Origin of the sequence: Kitasatospora sp. NPDC028055 (assembly GCF_040637885.1) — a bacterium.
Classification (GTDB): domain Bacteria; phylum Actinomycetota; class Actinomycetes; order Streptomycetales; family Streptomycetaceae; genus Kitasatospora.
The window spans coordinates 20,913-38,655 of sequence record NZ_JBEZXE010000055.1 but is presented as its reverse complement, the minus strand read 5'-3'; the positions used below and the strand labels follow the sequence as shown (position 1 = coordinate 38,655).

At 73.2% G+C, this 17,743-nt stretch carries 16 protein-coding genes; 6 read left to right on the top strand and 10 right to left on the bottom strand.

Translation table 11 applies throughout. The features are described from left to right. Positions 1-93: 93 nt before the first annotated feature. The 5 genes from AB0F71_RS34565 to AB0F71_RS34545 form a co-directional block, all read right to left on the bottom strand. On the bottom strand, positions 94-411 hold the full coding sequence (locus AB0F71_RS34565; protein WP_360243308.1) for a cation transporter: 318 nt from the start codon (positions 409-411) through the stop codon (positions 94-96). Between the two features lie 134 nt (positions 412-545). Continuing rightward, complete coding sequence (locus AB0F71_RS34560) at positions 546-1,055, bottom strand: hypothetical protein (protein ID WP_360243305.1); 510 nt, start codon at positions 1,053-1,055, stop codon at positions 546-548. After that, positions 1,052-1,441 carry a hypothetical protein gene (locus AB0F71_RS34555; protein ID WP_360243302.1) on the bottom strand — a complete coding sequence of 130 codons (390 nt, stop codon included), beginning with the start codon at positions 1,439-1,441 and terminating at the stop codon, positions 1,052-1,054. The genes AB0F71_RS34560 and AB0F71_RS34555 overlap by 4 nt, the downstream gene beginning before the upstream one ends. Beyond that, on the bottom strand, positions 1,438-3,009 hold the full coding sequence (locus tag AB0F71_RS34550; RefSeq protein WP_360243299.1) for a hypothetical protein: 1,572 nt from the start codon (positions 3,007-3,009) through the stop codon (positions 1,438-1,440). Before AB0F71_RS34550 ends, AB0F71_RS34555 begins: the two co-directional genes overlap by 4 nt. Beyond that, positions 3,006-3,323, bottom strand: a complete 318-nt coding sequence (locus tag AB0F71_RS34545) for a hypothetical protein (protein WP_360243296.1) — start codon at positions 3,321-3,323, stop codon at positions 3,006-3,008. The genes AB0F71_RS34550 and AB0F71_RS34545 overlap by 4 nt, the downstream gene beginning before the upstream one ends. 229 nt (positions 3,324-3,552) lie before the next feature. Between AB0F71_RS34545 and AB0F71_RS34540 the strand changes: the two genes are divergently transcribed. Then, entirely contained in the window at positions 3,553-4,725 is a 1,173-nt protein-coding gene (locus AB0F71_RS34540) for a permease (protein ID WP_360243293.1), read from the top strand. 55 nt (positions 4,726-4,780) lie between these two features. Here the strand turns inward: AB0F71_RS34540 and AB0F71_RS34535 are convergent, their stop codons facing one another. From AB0F71_RS34535 to AB0F71_RS34525, 3 genes are all read right to left on the bottom strand, one after another. Next, entirely contained in the window at positions 4,781-5,542 is a 762-nt protein-coding gene (locus tag AB0F71_RS34535) for a hypothetical protein (RefSeq protein WP_360243291.1), read from the bottom strand. Then, entirely contained in the window at positions 5,535-6,737 is a 1,203-nt protein-coding gene (locus AB0F71_RS34530) for a hypothetical protein (RefSeq protein WP_360243288.1), read from the bottom strand. Before AB0F71_RS34530 ends, AB0F71_RS34535 begins: the two co-directional genes overlap by 8 nt. 264 nt (positions 6,738-7,001) lie before the next feature. After that, on the bottom strand, positions 7,002-7,895 hold the full coding sequence (locus tag AB0F71_RS34525; RefSeq protein ID WP_360243285.1) for a hypothetical protein: 894 nt from the start codon (positions 7,893-7,895) through the stop codon (positions 7,002-7,004). Between the two features lie 249 nt (positions 7,896-8,144). Between AB0F71_RS34525 and AB0F71_RS34520 the strand changes: the two genes are divergently transcribed. The 4 genes from AB0F71_RS34520 to AB0F71_RS34505 all read left to right on the top strand — a co-directional run bounded on the left by AB0F71_RS34520 (position 8,145) and on the right by AB0F71_RS34505 (position 14,401). Further along, positions 8,145-10,391, top strand: coding sequence for a heavy metal translocating P-type ATPase (locus AB0F71_RS34520; protein ID WP_360243282.1), 2,247 nt, complete (start codon positions 8,145-8,147; stop codon positions 10,389-10,391). 391 nt (positions 10,392-10,782) lie between these two features. After that, positions 10,783-11,835, top strand: a complete 1,053-nt coding sequence (locus AB0F71_RS34515; protein ID WP_360243278.1) for an iron ABC transporter substrate-binding protein — start codon at positions 10,783-10,785, stop codon at positions 11,833-11,835. Further along, positions 11,832-13,370, top strand: coding sequence for an iron ABC transporter permease (locus tag AB0F71_RS34510; protein ID WP_360243275.1), 1,539 nt, complete (start codon positions 11,832-11,834; stop codon positions 13,368-13,370). Before AB0F71_RS34515 ends, AB0F71_RS34510 begins: the two co-directional genes overlap by 4 nt. After that, positions 13,367-14,401, top strand: coding sequence for an ABC transporter ATP-binding protein (locus AB0F71_RS34505; RefSeq protein ID WP_360243272.1), 1,035 nt, complete (start codon positions 13,367-13,369; stop codon positions 14,399-14,401). The genes AB0F71_RS34510 and AB0F71_RS34505 overlap by 4 nt, the downstream gene beginning before the upstream one ends. A gap of 170 nt (positions 14,402-14,571) precedes the next feature. Here AB0F71_RS34505 and AB0F71_RS34500 read toward each other — a convergent pair whose 3' ends face one another. Continuing rightward, positions 14,572-15,150, bottom strand: a complete 579-nt coding sequence (locus AB0F71_RS34500; RefSeq protein WP_360243269.1) for a TetR/AcrR family transcriptional regulator — start codon at positions 15,148-15,150, stop codon at positions 14,572-14,574. A 91-nt stretch (positions 15,151-15,241) separates the two neighbouring features. Between AB0F71_RS34500 and AB0F71_RS34495 the strand changes: the two genes are divergently transcribed. Beyond that, positions 15,242-15,688 carry a DUF1772 domain-containing protein gene (locus AB0F71_RS34495; RefSeq protein WP_360243266.1) on the top strand — a complete coding sequence of 149 codons (447 nt, stop codon included), beginning with the start codon at positions 15,242-15,244 and terminating at the stop codon, positions 15,686-15,688. Between the two features lie 53 nt (positions 15,689-15,741). On the opposite strand, the gene AB0F71_RS34490 is transcribed toward AB0F71_RS34495, so the two are convergent. Beyond that, a complete protein-coding gene (locus tag AB0F71_RS34490) occupies positions 15,742-17,532 on the bottom strand; it encodes a hypothetical protein (protein WP_360243263.1) in 1,791 nt (596 codons plus the stop codon). Positions 17,533-17,743 lie beyond the last annotated feature (211 nt).

Sequence of the window (17,743 nt, the reverse complement as noted above, 5' to 3'; positions counted from 1 at the left end):
CCCCCCCCCCCCCCCCCCCCACCCGGGGGGGGGGGGGGGGGGGCAGTCGGCCCGGACGGGGCGCGGGGCGCCGGCGTCCGGGCCGACGGGGCGTCAGGCTTCGAGGCGGCCGACCAGGTCGTAGCCGGCCTCGTCGATGGCGGCGGCGAGCTCGGCGTCGGCCAGCGGGGCGGTGCTGTCGACGGTGACCCGGCCGGTGGCGAGGTCGACCGCGACCTCGGTGACGCCGGTGACCTTCTTGAGCTCGGCGGTCACCGAGCTGACGCAGTGTCCGCAGGTCATGCCCGTCACCTGGAGGACGGTGCGCTCGGCGGTGCTGGCGGCGGGGGCCGCGGCGGCGCCGGTGCCGCAGGAGCCGCAGCAGGAGCCCTCGGCGGCGGACGGCTCGACGGTGACGGTGGTCTCGCTCATGGTGTGCTCCTGTCGTCAGTGCGCGCGATGCCTTCCGGGGTGTCCCGGGCGGCTGCTTCGCTGGAGAACATACCATACCCCCCTAGGGTAATTGAAGGAGTGTCGGAGGCCCGCCGCGGGGGAGGAGCCGGGCGTCAGCGGACGGTGACCTGGACGCTCTTGGAGATGTCGCAGCGCTCCGCCGGGTACCTCGGCACGCCGGCCACGCAGCCTCCCTGGCCGAACAGCCAGGTCAGTGTGGTGGTGCCGGGCGTCAGCGCCTCGAAGGTCAGGTCGAACTCCGGGGCGCAGCCGGGTACGGGCGGGTTCGTCGGGCAGGGGGTGATGACGAAGTCCGGCCCCGGGCGCAGCACTTTGCCGTCGCCCGCCGCACCGAGGTACCAGCGGTGTGACAGGGCACCCCCGGTCGTCCGCACCCCGAGCCGCTGTCCGACCGCCAGGGTCACCGTGCTGGGCGGGTACGGGGAGGTGGCGGTCCACCCGTCGCCGGGGAGGGAGAGCTCCTGCTGCGGCCGGGTGGCGGCCGAGTCGGCGGCCGTGGTGGCGGCCGGGTCGGAGTCGGACCACCAGCCGTCGAGGTAGGAGACGAGCAGCAGGGCGGCGGCCAGGAGCGCGACCACGGCGGTGGTGATCCGGCGCCTCACCGGCCTTCCTCCCGGACCTGACGACGCATGGTGATGAGCAGTGCGACCTCGGCCAGCCAGCGGGCGAACAGGACGTCGCGCCGCAGGTCCGCCCCGCCGGCCGCGGCCGCGCGCAGCCAGCCGCGGACCAGCTCGCCCGGCTCCCGGCCGATCACCGGTTCGGACAGGTCGAGCGCGGCGGCGATGCCGCCGGCCCGGACGTACTGGGCGAGGAAGTACAGCGGATGGGGGCCGATGCCCAGGCGCTCGGCCTGGTAGGAGGCGGCGATCGCGGCCTCGGAGAAGAGCACCCGGCGCGGGGTGCCGTCGATCAGCAGGCCGCGGGTGAGGGCGGCCTCGACGTCGTAGCCGGTCATCAGCTCGGTGTCGGGCAGGATGTCGGTCATTTCGGCAGCTCCGCGCCGTAGGGCGTGTTCATTTCCTCATTGTTGGTGATGCCGCCGGCGTTCATCTGGCTGTGGATGAACTGGTCCTCCGTGACCCACTCCGAGTGGCCCCACGGGTTGTAGACCTGGAGCCGGTCGCCGTCACGGGCGACGATGACCATCTGGTGGGCGCCGGCCTTGCCGGTGGTGCAGAACGGCACCGGCTTGCCCTCGTCCACGGCCTTCTCGATCCGGGCGACGGCCGTGCGCCGGTCGTCGTCGGTGCTCAGGTTGACGTACTCGTAGGTCGAGCCGGTGGCCTTGCCGAGGTTCTGGTCGGCGAGGAAGGTGTTGCCCTTGGGGCCGATCCCCCCGGTGTCGTCGGGGTAGATCTTCTCGTTGCCGTTGGCCAGCTGGCCCTGCTTGTACTGGCCGAGGTACAGCTGCTGGAGGCGCTGCTGGAAGTACTGGGGCGAGTCGGCTCCCGGGACGTCGGGCATGTTGCCGGTGGTGACCTGGAGCATCGTCACCGGGTCGAGCTTGAGGCCCGCGACCACGGTGGAGGCGGCGACGCAGTCGTTGTAGCCGCCCTGGTCGTAGATCTGACGGTTGCCGAGGATCACGGTGCCCTTGTAGGTGAGCCCCACCTGGCTCGTGGTGGACTCCTGCTGGGCGGGGTCCGAGCCGAGGGCCGGGACGAGGTGATCGGACAGCCAGACCGGGTCGTCGCCGTGGGGGTGGATCTGGGCGGCGAACTGCTGGATGTCCGGGATCGAGTGGCCGGCGGCCAGGGCCTTCCAGAGGTAGGCGGCCTCCTCGGGTGACTTGGCGCCGGACACCAGCTGCTGGAAGGCGAGTTGGTCGGCGCCGCCCATCACGGACAGGGCCTGTTCGGCGCGGTCGAGCTGGTTGGCGCTGAGGATGTAGTCGCCGTCCTCGTTGCCGCCGGGCCCCTTCTCGTTGGCCATGACCAGCGCCGCGAGCGGGTCGACCGTCCCTTGCCCCGCCCGCTCGGTACGGGCCTTGGCGGCGAGCTGGTTGAGCAGGCTCGCGGTGCGGGTGCCGCTGCTCTCCGCCGCCTGGGCGGCGGCGATCCGGGTGCCCACGGCGGTGTTGGCGGGATCGATGGCGGCGATGGCCTTGCCCACGTCGAAGGCGTCGTGGCCGAGCGACTTCTGGATGTTCTCCAGCGCGGTGATGCCCTGGGCGTCGGTGTTCCGGGCCGCTTCCAGGGCGTCCGCCCAGGCGTTCAGCTGGGTGGACGCCTGCTCCAGGGTCTTCTGGGAGACGGTCAGTTCGCTCGCCAGCGCCTTGATGGACTGGGTGGCGTTCTGGGCGACCGAGCCGGTCCAGGCGTTCGGCAGCTCCTTGTCGGCGACCGACCCGAGGTCGGTGGACGCCTTGGCGTAGGCCTTCGCGGTCTCCGCGTACTCCTTGGCCCGCTCGCGGATGGTGCCCGGGTTCCCGGCCGGCCCCGGTACGGCCAGGGCCTTGTCGATCGCGCCGAGCAGTTCGACGCCGAGGAAGAGGCCGGAGCCGGGGTGGGTGATGGCCTGCTGCGCCTTCTGCAGGTCCGCGACCTTGCTCATCGGGCCCCGGCCGGGGTCATCTCGGTGGCGACCTTGGTCTCCGCGGCGCGGTAGTTGGCGCTGGTCGTCGACATCTTCTGGACCAGTTCCGTCACGGCCCGCTGGGTGACCTGCAGTTCCTGCGCCCACTTGGTGTCGAAGCCCGACCAGGCCTGGTCCACTCCGAACTCGCCGAAGTCGGCGGCCGGGTGCACCGCCTTCGCGGTGTAGGCCTGGCCCGCCGACGTCAGGTCGGTCGCGACGTTGCCGAGTGCCGCCGTCACGCCGTCCAGTGCGTCGGGATGGACCGTGTAGCCGGTCGGTTGATCCCCCATCGACCGCTCCCCCTCCTGCAGTTGCCCGCTCGCCGTGCTCGGACGAACACGACCGATGAGCATAGACGCATCCGGGGGAGGCGCGGTTGCGGAGCCGCGCACCCCCGGGACCGGGGGCGGCGGCCTCGGGCGCGGGGGCGGTGTGCGGCGGATCGGCGCGCCGTGGTGGCGGAATACCCCGTACGGGTATACGTTCGCCGACGGGGACTGAGGAAGGCGGACCACCACCATGCACGCGATCCTGCACGCGCTCGCCATCGCCGGGGCGATGACCTGGGAGATCACCTGGGCCCTGGTCCTCGGCTTCCTGCTCTCCGCCGTCGTCCAGGCCGTCGTCCACAAGTCCACCGTGGTGCGACTGCTCGGCGACGACCGTCCGCGCACCCTCGCCGTCGCCTCGGCCCTCGGGGCGGCGTCCTCCTCCTGCTCCTACGCGGCGGTCGCCCTGGCGCGCTCGCTGTTCCGCAAGGGCGCGGACTTCACGGCGGCGATGGCCTTCGAGATCGCCTCGACCAACCTGGTGGTCGAACTCGGCGTGATCCTGGCCCTGTTGCTGGGCTGGCAGTTCACGGCGGCCGAGTTCGTCGGCGGGCCGGTGATGATCCTGCTGCTCGCCCTGCTGTTCCGGCTCTTCCTGCGCGACCGGCTGCTCCGGGAGGCCCGCGAACAGGCGTCGTACGGGCGGGCGGGTTCGATGGAGGGCCACGCCGCGATGGACATGTCCGTCGCGGGGGAGGGCTCCTTCGCCCGGCGGCTGCTGTCCCGGCAGGGCCTCACGTCGGTGTCGCACGTGTTCGTGATGGAGTGGGCCGCGATCCTCCGGGACCTGGTGGTCGGGCTGCTGATCGCCGGCGCGATCGCCGCGTGGGTCCCGGACTCGTTCTGGCAGGCCTTCTTCTTCGCCGACCACCCGCTGGCCGGGAAGCTCTGGGGACCGCTGGTCGGACCACTGGTGGCGATCGCGTCCTTCGTCTGCTCGATCGGCAACGTGCCGCTGGCGGTGGTGCTGTGGAAGGGCGGGATCAGCTTCGGCGGGGTGGTCGCGTTCATCTTCGCGGACCTGCTGATCCTGCCGATCCTGAACATCTACCGGAAGTACTACGGGGTGCGGACGGCGCTCTTCCTGCTCGGGACGTTCTACGCGGCGATGGTGGCGGCCGGGTACCTGGTGGAGCTCCTGTTCGGCGGGCTGGGGCTGGTGCCGGACCAGCGGGACGCCGAGATCCCGATGTCGGGCGTGGAGTGGAACTACACCACCTGGCTCAACATCGCCTTCCTGCTGCTGGCGGCGGCGCTGCTGGTCCGCTTCTTCCGCACCGGCGGGCGGGCGATGCTGCGGATGATGGGCGGGGCGCCGGAGGCGGAGGGACACCTGGGACACATGGGACACGAGCATCACTGAGGCTGCCTGCGCGAGAAGTCGGACGGGCCGACTTCTCGCGCAGCGCCGGTCAGGGTCAGACGGGCGGCAGCAGGTCGCTCTCGCTGACGGTGTAGGTCAGCGGGGGGTAGCTGAAGTCCGTCTCCTGGTTCTCGCGGCGTCGGAGCCGGTAGAACTCGCGTCGCTGCTCCTCGTCGGCCGAGGTGAGGCGGGCACCCTCCGGGAGGTACGGGTGCCCGTCGCGGAACCGCACGAGGGTCTTCGAGGTGCGGAAGGTCAGGCCCAGCCAGACGTTGTCCGCTGCGGGGACGGGCTTCTCCAGGACGATCCTGTGCCTGAGCCGCCGGTTCGACTCGACGGAGAAGACGACGAAGGTGTCGTGGGCGAGGGGGACTTCGTACCTCTCGCCGTCCGGCTCCTTCGACTCGACGACCAGCTTCCTCGGCGGGCCCGCGTCGGGGTCGCGGTAGCAGGAGAAGACGGCGATGTACGAGCCCTCGGCCAGGTCGAGGGCCTGGTCGGAGTGGGCGCCCATGGTCGTGTAGGCGTTGGTGTAGCTCTCGAACAGGGCGTTGTCGAAGGCGAGCGGAAGCCCGGCGCGCTCCTGGATCCGCTGCGCCAGACGTTCGTGGACGGGGCGGAAGCGCTGCGCCGGGGCGGCGTACCGGGTGGTGGTGCGGACGAGGGGCACACCGCCCGTCCGGTCGGGCCGGGTGAGCGTGGTGCCCCGGCGGCCCTTCCCGAGGTCCTCCAGGTCGGCCGATGCGGACAGTTCCGCGAAGAGGCCCGGCTCGGCGGGCAGGGCGTAGGAGCGGATCTCGTCCGAGATGCTAGGCACGCGGGGCACGGTAGTCTCCCGCGTTCATGCTGAACAGGAACTGGTCGCCGTAGTCGACGAAGGCCGAGGACCTGTTCTCCTCGGCGTACCGCCTGCGCAGCTCCTCCATGCCGGCCTCGGTGGGCGGCTCCAGCTCCACCAGGCCGCCGGCCGAGGTGAGGAAGGTCCGGCCGTCGCGGTGCACGGCCTCGGTCTTCGAGCAGCGCACCACGTAGCCCAGGCGGGTCGGCAGCAGCTCGGCGTCCAGCGCCGAGGGGCGGATCTCGTGGGTGTAGAGGCGGTTGGTGGACAGCGGCATGAAGAACACCGACCCGGGGTGGAGGGTCAGGGCGAACTGCCGGGGGAGCGCGTGGCCGTACTGTTCCGCGGCCGAGTCCTTGAGGCGGAAGCGGAGGCTGGTCAGCGCGCTGGAGTTCTTCGTGCCGTAGTCGAAGGGGTCGCCGGGGAGGGGCTGGAGCTTGTCCAGGCCGTCGTAGAAGGTGCAGAAGGCCATGACGCCGTTGACGGGCATGTCCTTGGTCTTGTCGGCGTGGGAGGAGATCTTGGCCTTGGACTGCTTGCGCTCGGGCGTGGCCAGGGTGTTGTGGTAGGTCTGCGCGAGGACGTGGTTCAGCGGTGCGTGGTCGCGGAAGACGGTGGCGGCCTCGCGGTTCAGGGCGTCGACGATGTCGGTGTCCGTCGGGCCGAAGTTCTCCGTCGGGCCGGACAGGTTGGTGGAGCAGCGCAGCAGGCGGAAGCGCAGCTCGTCGCCGTCGCGGGTGACGGGGGTGAGGTAGATCCCGCTGCGGTGGGCCGAACCGGGCTTGGTTGACTCCGTCAGCGACTGGAAGGTGTGCTCGGCGCGGATCCGGTGGAAGTGGTCGGCCTCGGGCTCGAAGAAGCGGGGGTAGTAGACGCCGGCGCCGTGGACGCGGATCGGGACCCGGCCGAGGCCGACCAGGGGCCAGGGGGCGTCGGAGTGGTTCTGCGCGAGCTCCCGGACGACGAAGACGCGGGCGGCCGAGTCGAGTTGGCTGGTGTCGAGCGTGGCCAGGTCGCCACAGAGATAGACCGTCTTCTGCGCGAGGTCGGTGGAGGCGAGGTCTTCGGGCGCGATCACTGCCCCGAAGAAGTCGATGCGCTGCGCCGTCGAGGGCGCAACCAGCACGTTGCCCGCATCGTCGATGCGGGCTTCGGTGGGATCTGTGGTCTGCATCGAGTGCTACCTACCGTTCGCCGGCCGTTCAGGCATGTTCAGGTGGTGGGGAGTTCGTTGGTCGTGACTGCGGTGACGAAGCCGTCCACGCGTCGTCGGGGAAGACGAGCGCCGGTCCGGCGGGGTTCCCTGGACGACGAAGACGACGAGGACGACGAAGACGACGAGGACGACGAAGGTGCCGGGCGATCCCCCGCGGATCGCCCGGCACCCCGGCCTGCCTCATCCCGCTTCGAGGGCGTCGGCGCCCCCAGGACCTCCTCCTCAGTGCTGGTGGTCGCCCGTGGTGACGGTGAAGGCGGCGGTGTGGACGGTGCCCTGGTGCTGGAAGTCCAGGAAGAGCCGGTAGCTGCCGCCGCTCGGGGCGGTGGTGGTGAAGCCGATGCCGGGGCCGGGCGTGGTGGTGTCCGGGTGGACGTGGAGGTAGGCGAGGTCGCCGGCGCGCAGGGCGACCAGGTGGCCGTAGGCGCCGAGGTAGGGCTGGAGGTCGGTGACCGGGGTGCCGTCCTTGCTGATGGTCAGGGTGAGGTGGCTGCTGCGGTCGGGGGCGAGGTCGCCGCCGAGGGTGACGGTGTAGCCGTCGACGGTGACGGTGCGGCCGGTGTCGGGCAGCGGGGCGGGGCGCAGGTCGCCGGCGGCGTGGAGGTCGGCGCCGAGGGTGAGGCCCTCGTCGGCTCCGGCCGGGGTGAAGTCGGCGAAGACCCGGTACTCGCCGGCGGCGGGGACGGCGGCGGTGGCGCTCCAGGTGCCGTCGGCGCCGAGGCTGGGGTGCAGGTGCTGGAAGGTGGAGAGGTCGCGCGGGGCGACGATCAGGTGGAGTTCCTTCTCGTGCTCCTGCTGGTAGGCGGTGACGGGCCTGCCGTCCGTGCCGAGGATGCGGAAGCGCAGGTCGGTGGGGGAGCCGGCGGTGACGAAGGGGCTGTCGACGCTGAGGGTGTAGCCGCGCTCGGAGACCTGGAGCCCGCCGGGGAGGTGTTCGGCGGCGGCTGCCCCGCTCCCTGAGTCGTGTCCGGTGTCGGGTCCGCTGTGGGCGGCGTGTCCGGTGGCGGGCCTGGGCCCGGCGGGGCCGGTGCCGGTCGCGTGGCCGACGCCGAGGGCGAGGCCGAAGACGGCGGCGAGGCCGGCGGTGAAGGCGGTGATGCGCAGGGCGGTGTTCACGGCGGTCTCCTGGGACGTTCCGGGTTCCGGCGGGCAGTGCCATGAGTGAATACCCCGTGGGGGTATCACGTCAAGCGGTCCCCGCCTCAGGAAAATACCGGCCTGGGGTATCGGCCGGGGCTTGCCCTCGGTACCCCCCAGGGGTATAAATGAACCCGGCACCGCCCGATACCCCCAGAGGGTATGACGGCCCGGCCGCACCCGTACCTCGCACGTACCTCGAAGCAGCGACAGTCACCAGGAGCAACGATGACCACCCAGGCACCCGCCTCCACGGAGGTGGAACTCTCGATCGGCGGAATGACGTGCGCCTCGTGCGCCGCCCGGATCGAGAAGAAGCTCAACCGGATGGACGGCGTCTCGGCCAGCGTCAACTACGCCACCGAGAAGGCGAAGGTCTCCTTCGAGGGCGAGGTCGAGGTGGCCGACCTGATCGCCACCGTCGAGGCCACCGGCTACACCGCCGCGCTGCCCACGCCCCCGGCCGCCGCCGGTGGCGAGGGCGCCGAGCCGGGCGAGCCCGCCGACGGACTGGCGCCGCTGCGCCAGCGGTTGTTCACCGCCGTCGCCCTGGCCGTCCCGGTGATCGCGATGGCGATGGTGCCGGCCCTGCAGTTCGACAACTGGCAGTGGCTCTCGCTCACCCTCACCGCCCCGGTCGTCACCTACGCCGCCTGGCCGTTCCACCGCGCCGCCTGGACCAACGCCCGGCACGGCGCCGCGACCATGGACACCCTGGTCTCGCTCGGTACGGGCGCCGCGTTCCTGTGGTCGCTGTGGGCGCTGTTCTTCGGCGACGCGGGGATGCCGGGCATGCGGCACGGCTTCGAGTTCACCATCGCCCGCAGCGACGGCGCCTCGAACATCTACCTGGAGGCGGCGGCCGGCGTCACCGCCTTCATCCTGGCCGGGCGCTACTTCGAGGCCCGCTCCAAGCGCACCGCCGGAGCCGCCCTCAAGGCGCTGCTGGAACTGGGCGCCAAGGACGTGACGGTGCTGCGCGGCGGAGCCGAGGTGCGGATCCCGATCGCCGAACTCGCGGTGGGGGACCGGTTCGTGGTGCGGCCCGGCGAGAAGATCGCCACCGACGGCACCGTGGTCGAGGGCAGTTCCGCCGTGGACGCCTCGATGCTCACCGGCGAGTCCGTCCCGGTCGAGGTCGGGGTCGGGGGCTCCGTCACCGGTGCGACCGTCAACGCGGGCGGCCGGCTGGTGGTCGAGGCCACCAGGGTCGGCGCGGACACCCAGCTCGCCCGGATGGCCAAGCTGGTCGAGGAGGCCCAGAACGGCAAGGCCGCCGCCCAGCGCCTCGCCGACCGGATCTCCGCGGTCTTCGTGCCGATCGTGATCACCCTGGCGGTGGCCACCCTCGGCTACTGGCTGGGCACCGGCGAGGGCTGGACCGCCGCCTTCACCGCCGCCGTGGCCGTGCTGATCATCGCCTGCCCGTGCGCCCTGGGCCTGGCCACCCCGACCGCCCTGCTGGTCGGCACCGGCCGCGGCGCCCAACTGGGCGTACTGATCAAGGGCCCCGAGGTGCTGGAGTCCACCCGTAAGGTCGACACCATCGTCCTGGACAAGACCGGCACCGTCACCACCGGCCGGATGACCCTGCTCGCCGTGCACACCGCCGCGGGCGTCACCGAGGCCGAGGTGCTCCGCCTGGCCGGCGCCCTGGAGCATGCCTCCGAGCACCCGATCGCCCGGGCGATCGCCACCGCCGCCGCCAAGGCCGGTGAACTGCCCGCCGTCGAGGGCTTCGAGAACGTGCCCGGCCTGGGCGTCCAGGGCGTGGTGGACGGCCACGCGGTGCTGGCCGGCCGGGAGGCGCTGCTCAACGAGTGGTCGCAGTACCTGCCGGAGGCCCTCGCCGAGGCCAAGCGCACCGCCGAGTCGGCCGGCCGCACCGCGATCGCGGTCGGCTGGGACGGCGAGGCCCGGGCCGTCCTGGAGGTGGCGGACGCGGTCAAGCCGACCAGCGCCGAGGCCATCACGAAGCTGCGGGCCCTGGGCCTGACCCCGGTGCTGCTGACCGGCGACAACAGGCTGGTCGCCGAGGCGGTCGCCGCCGAGCTCGGCATCGCACCGGAGCACGTGATCGCCGAGGTCATGCCGCAGGACAAGGTCGACACCGTCAAGCGGCTGCAGGCCGAGGGCAGGGTCGTGGCGATGGTCGGGGACGGCGTCAACGACGCGGCCGCGCTCGCCCAGGCCGACCTGGGCCTGGCGATGGGCACCGGGACGGACGCCGCGATCGAGGCGGGCGACCTCACCCTGGTCCGCGGCGACCTGCTGGCCGCCGCCGACGCCATCCGGCTCAGCCGCAGGACCCTCGGCACCATCAAGAGCAACCTGTTCTGGGCCTTCGGCTACAACGTCGCCGCCCTGCCGCTGGCGGCCGCGGGCCTGCTCAACCCGATGATCGCGGGGGCGGCCATGGCCTTCTCCTCGGTCTTCGTGGTCGGCAACAGCCTCCGGCTGCGCCGCTTCCGCTGAGCTCCCGCCGCAGGCCACGAGATGGCCCCGAGGCCCCGGAACCGCTGACCGGTTCCGGGGCCCTCGCCCGTACGGGCGCTGCTCCGGCCCTCCGTAGGGGCGCCGCTCCGGCCACCGTACGGGCGCTACCCACCGTGATGGCGGGCGCGGGGCGCCGAGGATCCGGTTCGTCCGCACTTGCCGGTGATGACCAGTGCTTGGCGGTCGTTTTGCCCGTACTTGGGAGTCCGCTCACCGAAGTCCTAACCCGCCGCGACCGGGCCGAGATGTGACGCTCCGACACTTGTTAGGCAAGCCTTTCCTGCCTTAGGTTCTCGTGCCGTCAGGCCGCCGACCCTCGCTTTCCGAGGGCTCCGGCGGCTGTTCCCTGCCCTTCCGGAGGACCCTCACCATGCCCGGTACCGTGCGGCCGCTGGCCGGCCTGTCCCTCGTCGCCGTCTGCGCCCTCGCCCTCACCGCCTGCGGCAGCTCCGGCGGGACGGGGGGCACGGACGGCGCCACCGCCGCGGCGGGCCAGACCATCACCGTCTACAGCGGGCAGCACGAGCAGACCGTCAAGGCGCTGACCGAGGACTTCACCAAGCGCACCGGCATCAAGGTCGAGCTGCGCTCCGGCGACGAGGCCGAGCTGGCCAACCAGATCCTCCAGGAGGGCGACGCCTCCCCGGCCGACGTCTTCTACGCCGAGAACCCGCCCGCGCTCACCGTCCTCGGCGACAAGGGCCTGCTCGCCAAGGTCGCCCCCGACACCCTCAAGTCCGTGCCGGCCAACGACAGTTCGGGCAAGGGCGACTGGGTCGGCGTCTCCGCCCGCAGCGCCGCCTTCCTCGCCGCCACCGGCAAGGGCGCCGACACCGCGCCGCCCGCCTCCGTGCTCGACCTGGCCAAGCCCGAGTGGAAGGGGCGCCTGGGCATCGCCCCCGGCGAGACCGACTTCGCCCCGGTCGTCACCCAGGTCCTCAAGGCCAAGGGCGAGGACGCCGCCAAGCAGTGGCTCAAGGGCCTCAAGGACAACGCCAAGGTCTACGACAGCAACGAGACCCTCTCCGCCGCCATCAACAGCGGCGAGGTCGAGGGCGGCGTCATCGACCACTACTACTTCTACCGGATGCGCGACGAGAAGGGCGCGGCCGAGACCCACGCGACCCTGCACTACTTCCCCAAGGGCGACCCGGGCTCGCTGATCGACGTCTCCGGCGCCGCCGTCCTCGGCCACGGCAAGCACCAGGCCGCCGCCCAGGCCTTCCTCGGCTACCTCGCCTCCGCCCCGGCCCAGACCGTCATCGCGAACTCCGCGAGCTACGAGTACCCGCTGGTCGACGGCGTGAAGGGCAAGCCCGAACTGCCCGCCCTGGACGGCATCGGCACCGTCGCCGACCCGGCCCAGCTCGGCGACGGCAAGCAGGCCCTGGCCCTGCTGCAGGACGCCGGACTGCTCCAGTGACGACCCCCCTGCCCCGGCGGCGGTGGCGGGCCGGCGGCCTGCTCGCCCCCGTCGCCGTCGCGGTGGTCGCGGTGGTCGCCGCGCCGCTCGGCTTCGTCACCGCCCAGGCCGCGCAGGCCGGTTGGGACCAGACCCGGCGGCTGCTCGGCCGCCCGCTGATCGCCACCCTGCTCGGGCACACCCTCGGCCTGACCGCCGCCGTCACCCTCGCCACCGCCGTCCTCGGCTTCGGCGCCGCCTACCTGGTCGAGCGCACCACCCTGCCCGGCCGCCGGGCCTGGACCGTCGCGCTCGCCCTGCCGCTCGCCGTACCGGAGTTCGTCCGCGGCTACTCCTGGGTCTCGCTGTTCCGCTCCGTCCACGGCTACTGGGGCGCCGTCCTGGTGATGACCTGCTCGCTCTACCCACTGGTGTTCCTGCCGGTCGCGGCCGCGCTGCGGCACGGCGACGCCGCCGCCGAGGAGGTCTCCCGCTCGCTCGGCCGCGGCCGGCTCGCCACCCTGTGGCGGGTCACCCTGCCGCTCACCCGGCCCGCCCTGGCCGGCGGCGTCCTGCTGGTCTCGCTCTACCTGCTCGGCGAGTACGGCGCCTTCGCGATGCTGCGCTACACCACCTTCGCCACCGCCGTGTTCACCCAGTACAAGCTCGGCTTCGACGCGGCCTCCGCCTCGCTGCTCACCCTGGTGCTGGTCGGGCTCGCCCTGCTGCTGGTCGCCCTGGAGGCCTGGGCCGGCCGCCGGGCGCGCACCACCCGGCACGGCGCCCTGGCCCGCCCGGCCGTGCCGGTGCGGCTCGGCGGCTGGACCGCCCCCGCGCTCGGCGCGCTGGCCGCGCTGGTCGGCGTCTCGCTCGGGGTGCCGCTGTACGCGCTGGCGTACTGGCTGGTCAAGGGCAGTTCCACCACCCTGCCCTCCGCCTCCGTGCTCGGCGCCACCCTGGCCACCCTCGGGTACGCGCTCGGCGCCGCCGTCGTCGCCACGGCCGCCGCCCTCCCCGTCGCCCTGTACGGCTGGCGGCGCGGCACCCGGCCCGCCCGCGCCGTCGAGCGGATCGCCTACCTCACCCGAGCGCTGCCCGGCATCGCCGTCGCCCTCGCGGTGGTCTTCTTCGCCGTCCGCTGGGCCCGGCCCCTGTACCAGCAGCCGCCGATGCTGGTCCTGGGGTACGTCCTGCTGTTCTTCCCGCTGGCCCTCACCGCCGTCCGCGCCGCCCTCGCCCAGGTGCCGCCCGGCGTCGAGGAGGCCGCCCGCTCGCTCGGCACCCGGCCGCTCGCCGTCCTCTGCCGGGTCACCCTGCCGCTGGTGCTGCCCGGCCTCGGCGCCGCCGTCGCCATGGTCGGCCTCACCGCCTCCACCGAACTCACCGCCACCCTGCTGCTGCGCCCCACCGGCACCCAGACCCTGGCCACCCAGTTCTGGGTCTACACCAGTGGCCTCGCCTACGGGGCGGCGGCGCCGTACGCGGCCCTGATGGTGGCGCTGTCCGTCCCCTCCGTCCTGCTGCTCACCCGCCGTAGCCCAGGGAGCCCCCGATGACCGGACTCTCCGTCGTCGACCTGCACGCCGCCCACGGACGCAGCCCCGTCCTGCACGGCATCGACCTGACCGTGCCGGACGGCGCGCTCGCCTGCGTCCTCGGGCCCTCCGGCTGCGGTAAGTCCACCCTGCTGCGGGTGCTGGCCGGCTTCCACCCGGCCGCCGCCGGGCAGGTCGTGCTGCACGGCCGCGTCCTCGACGACGGCCGCGGCAGGCTGCCCGCCGAACAGCGGGGCATCGGCCTCGTCCCGCAGGACGGCGCGCTCTTCCCGCACCTCAGCGTCGCTGCCAACATCGGCTTCGGACTGCCCCGTTCGCAGCGCCGCGCCCGGGTCGCGGAACTGCTCGACCTGGTCGGCCTGCCCGGCCTGGGGGAGCGCCGCCCGCACCAGCTCTCCGGCGGCCAGCAGCAACGCGTCGCCCTGGCACGGGCGTTGGCGCCCCGCCCGCGCCTGCTGCTGCTCGACGAACCGTTCGCCGCCCTGGACGCGGCCCTGCGGGCCGACCTGCGCCGCGAAGTCGCCGCCGCCCTGCGGCAGTCCGGCACCACGGCGGTGCTGGTCACCCACGACCAGGACGAGGCGCTGGCCTTCGCCGACACCGTCGCCGTCCTGCGCGACGGCCGGATCGCCCAGGCGGGCAGTCCCGAGGAGCTGTACCACCGCCCGGCCGACGCCGCCGTCGCGGGTGTGCTGGGCGAGGCGAACCTGATTCCGGCCGAGGCCAGGGGAGTCGAGGCGCTGACCGCCCTGGGCGCCCTTCCGCTGGCCGGCCCCGCGGTTGACTCGGGCGGTGCGCTCGCGCTGCTCCGGCCGGGCCAACTGCGGCTCACCGCCGGGCCGGTGGCGGGCGCCGTCCCGGCGAAGGTGCTCGGGAGCGACTTCCGGGGCCATGACCACCGGGTCGAACTCCGGCCCGGGGCACCGGGGTTGCCCGAGGTGCTGATCGTCTCGGCCGACCGCCCGTGGCCGGTGGGCGGCGAGGCCTATCTGGCCGCCGCGGGGCCGGTGCACCTGCTGCCGGGGGAGTGAGCCCAGTTCGTACGGCGGGTGCTCGCGGTTCGTACGGGGTCGTTTGCCGGTGCGGGTCCACGCGCCGTCGGCGGCCGGGGCGGCTTCGACGAGCGCGGCCCAGGGGCGTGGTGGTGCCCCTGGCTCGCGGTCGACGGTGCGTCGACCGCAGGCCGGGCGGAGGCGGGGCGTCAGAGGACGGCGAGCCGGTCCACCAGCAGTTCCACCCTGCGTTCGGTGTCCTCCGGGGGGAGGCGTCGGGCCCGGGTCAGGGTGGCCACTCCGTGCAGGGCGGCCCAGAACACCTCGGTGAACAGTCCCGGGTGGACGCCGTCGCCGGCCACCTCGCCAAGGCTTTCCAGCAGGGCGGCGAAGGCGTCCTTCAGCGGTTCGGGGGTCTCCTCCTGTGCGAAGGCCAGGCCGCCGTCGAGCTGGAAGAGGGCGTCGTAGACCGCCGGGTTGCGGGCGGCGAAGTCGAGGTAGCTGCGGGCGAGGGCGGCGACCCGGGTGCGGGGGTCGTCCGTGGTGCGGGTCGCGGCCCGCATGGCCGCGGCCATCTCGGTGGCGCCTTCGAGGGCGACGGCGCCGATGATCTCCCGTTTGCCGCGGAAGTGGCTGTAGAGGACGGGCTGGCTGTATTCGATGCGCTCGGCGAGGCGGCGGGTGGTGACCGCGTCCCAGCCCTGCTGCTCGGCGAGTTCGCGGGCCGTCGCCACGATGAGGCGTTCGCGCTCCGCCCGTTCGCGCTGCTTGCGTTCTTGTACGGACATGATTCGATCCTAGCAGCGCTAGACAAGCGAGCGACAGTAGGTCTAGCGTTGCATCATCAGCTAGCAGCGCTAGATCCCAGGAGGGGTCATCATGCTCAACGCACTCCAGGTCTTCACCACCGTGGTCGTCGGCGTGATGGTGGGGGTGGAGTTCTCCGTCGCCTTCTTCATGAACCGGATCTTCAGTGCGCTCCCCGAGGACAGCGGCCAACTCGCCCGCTCCCACGGGGGCCGGATGCTCGGCGCGGTGATGCCGGTCTGGTACATCTCCTCGCTCGTCCTCGCCGCGATCTGGGCCGTCGCCGGGTGGCACCACCACGGCGCGGGCCTGGTCGTCACCGCCGGCGGGCTGCTGATCGTCAGCGTGCTCATGTCGGTCCTGCTGCTCGTCCCGATCAACAACCGGAGCAAGACGTGGACCCCCGAGAACCGGCCCGCGGACTGGAAGGAGCAGAGCGCGCGCTGGGACCGCTACCACTACGCCCGCGTCGCCGTCATCATCGCCGCCTTCGCCCTGCTGGTCGCCGCCCTTGGCTGAGCCCGGTGTGCTCTCGCACCGGCCTCCGGGCGGGCGGGAGTTGAAGGCGGGCCCTACGGCCCCTCCGGCAGCTCCACCGCCTGCCAGCGGTAGGCCGCGTCCTCCTGCCAGACCTGCAACTCGCCCTCCACCACCGCCGCCAGGCACAGCCGCCAGTCGTCCCCCATGGCGAGGGCGACCCGGGTGGCGGGGCGCAGCGTCGGCCGCCACCAGCGCGGACGCCGGGAGGCCCCGCCGGCCGGCAGGCGCAGCCGTACGCCGCCTGCGCCCGCCAGGGCGACGGTGGGGCCGCCGCGGTGGCCGACCATGGCGATGCCGAGCGAGGGCTCCCCGTCGCCGATCTCGGTGCCGGGCGTCGCCGCGCCCAGGGTGTGCAGCTGGGCGGAGCCGTCCGTCCGCAGGGTGGCGGCCTGCGGTCCGGCGGAGGCGCGGGCCAGCGCCCCGGCGCGCAGGGTGCCGGGCGGGCCGAGCGGGACGGGTGGTTCGCCGGAGCCCGGCCGCCAGCTGAGCACGCGGTCGCGGTGCTCGACCAGGACCAGCCAGGCGCCGGGCCGTTCCTCCTCGGCGGCGAGCACCCGGTCGGCGGGGCAGCCGGGGTGTTCCTGGCCGGTGAGGGTGAGGCCGGGGGCCCAGCGGTAGGAGCGCAGGGCGCCGGCGGCGGCGGTCCAGACGGTCAGCTCCCCGGCCGCGCCGACCGCCCCGGCCAGGCCGCTGACCCCGCGGGCGGCCTCCCACCAGCCGGCCGCGGTGCCGACCCACAGGGTGCCGGAGCGGTCCTCGGCGCAGACCACCAGCTCGCCCTGGCGCCCGGCCCAGCCCGCCGCCAACTCCCGTACCGCACCGGGCCCCTGGCCGGCGGGCAGCCGCTGGCCGATGCGTCCGGGTCCGGCCAGCGCGGTGCCGTCGGCGCCGGCCGTGACCACCAGCGGCCGGCCGGCCCGGTCCGGGAGTACGGCCAGGCCCGCGGTGCGTGCCACCGGGCGGTGGGCGCGCAGCAGTTCGCGGCCGCGGGCGGCCCAGGGGCCGAGCGGGGCGGGGCGCCGGTCGGGCTCGCGGGCGAGCGGTTCGCAGGCCCAGCGGGCCAGTTCCTCGCCGTAGCCGGCCGCCAGCAGTTCGGCGCGGGCCTGTTCGGCGGCGAGTCGGTGGTCGAGCCGGCCGTGGTCGGGCAGCAGCAGGGTGCGGGCGAGGGTGCCGACCGCGAAGAGGTCCTTGGCGGTGGTGGGGAAGCCGCCGACCTGCTCGGCCTCCGGCGGTACGTGCCCGGGGGTGAACACCGCGACGGTCAGGGTGTGGTCGAGCGGGGCGAGGAAGGTCAGGTCGATCAGCTTGACCAGGCCCTGACCGTCCACCAGCACGTTGGCGGGGGAGATGTCGCGGTGCACCCAGCGCTTGCGGTGCAGCTCGTCGACGATCCGGCACAGCCGGGCCAGCACCTCGGCCACCGCGGCCGGACCGCCGCGCTGGCTGCGGGCCCAGGTGTGCAGCGGCACGCCGTCGACCCAGGGCGAGATCTGGTAGCCGAGCAGCCCGCCGGAGGGCACCGCGCCGGGCCGGTGCGGGGAGGGGCCGAGCAGGAAGCTGGGCACCACCAGGTCGGTGATGCCGAGCCGGTGGGCGTTGTGCGAGACGTCGTCCCAGCGGCCGAGCCAGCGCCGCACCTCGGACGGGTCGCGCTCCAGCATGATCTTCGCGGCGACGAGTTCCTTGATCCCGTTGTGCCCGGTGCGCACCGCCCGCCACACCTCGGCCTCTCCGCCCCGGTGGTGGAACTCCAGCAGTTCGTACTGTTCGGGGTCGAACTCGGGCCCGAAGCGGAGCCCGGGTACCCAACGAGACTCTGACACGCAACCCCCGACGCTTCCTCACCGCTGCGGACGCGCGACTGCCGTACGGCCTGCGCGCTGCTCAGGATAGTGCTCATTTCTGTTCGTCTGCCCGGAGGAGGGCCTATTCTGATGGGCGCCCGAGCAACATCACAAAACAACGTCAACTCATGATCGTACGGGGAATGTTGATCATGAAGTAGGACGACTTCAAGGCACAGGGGGACGGTGC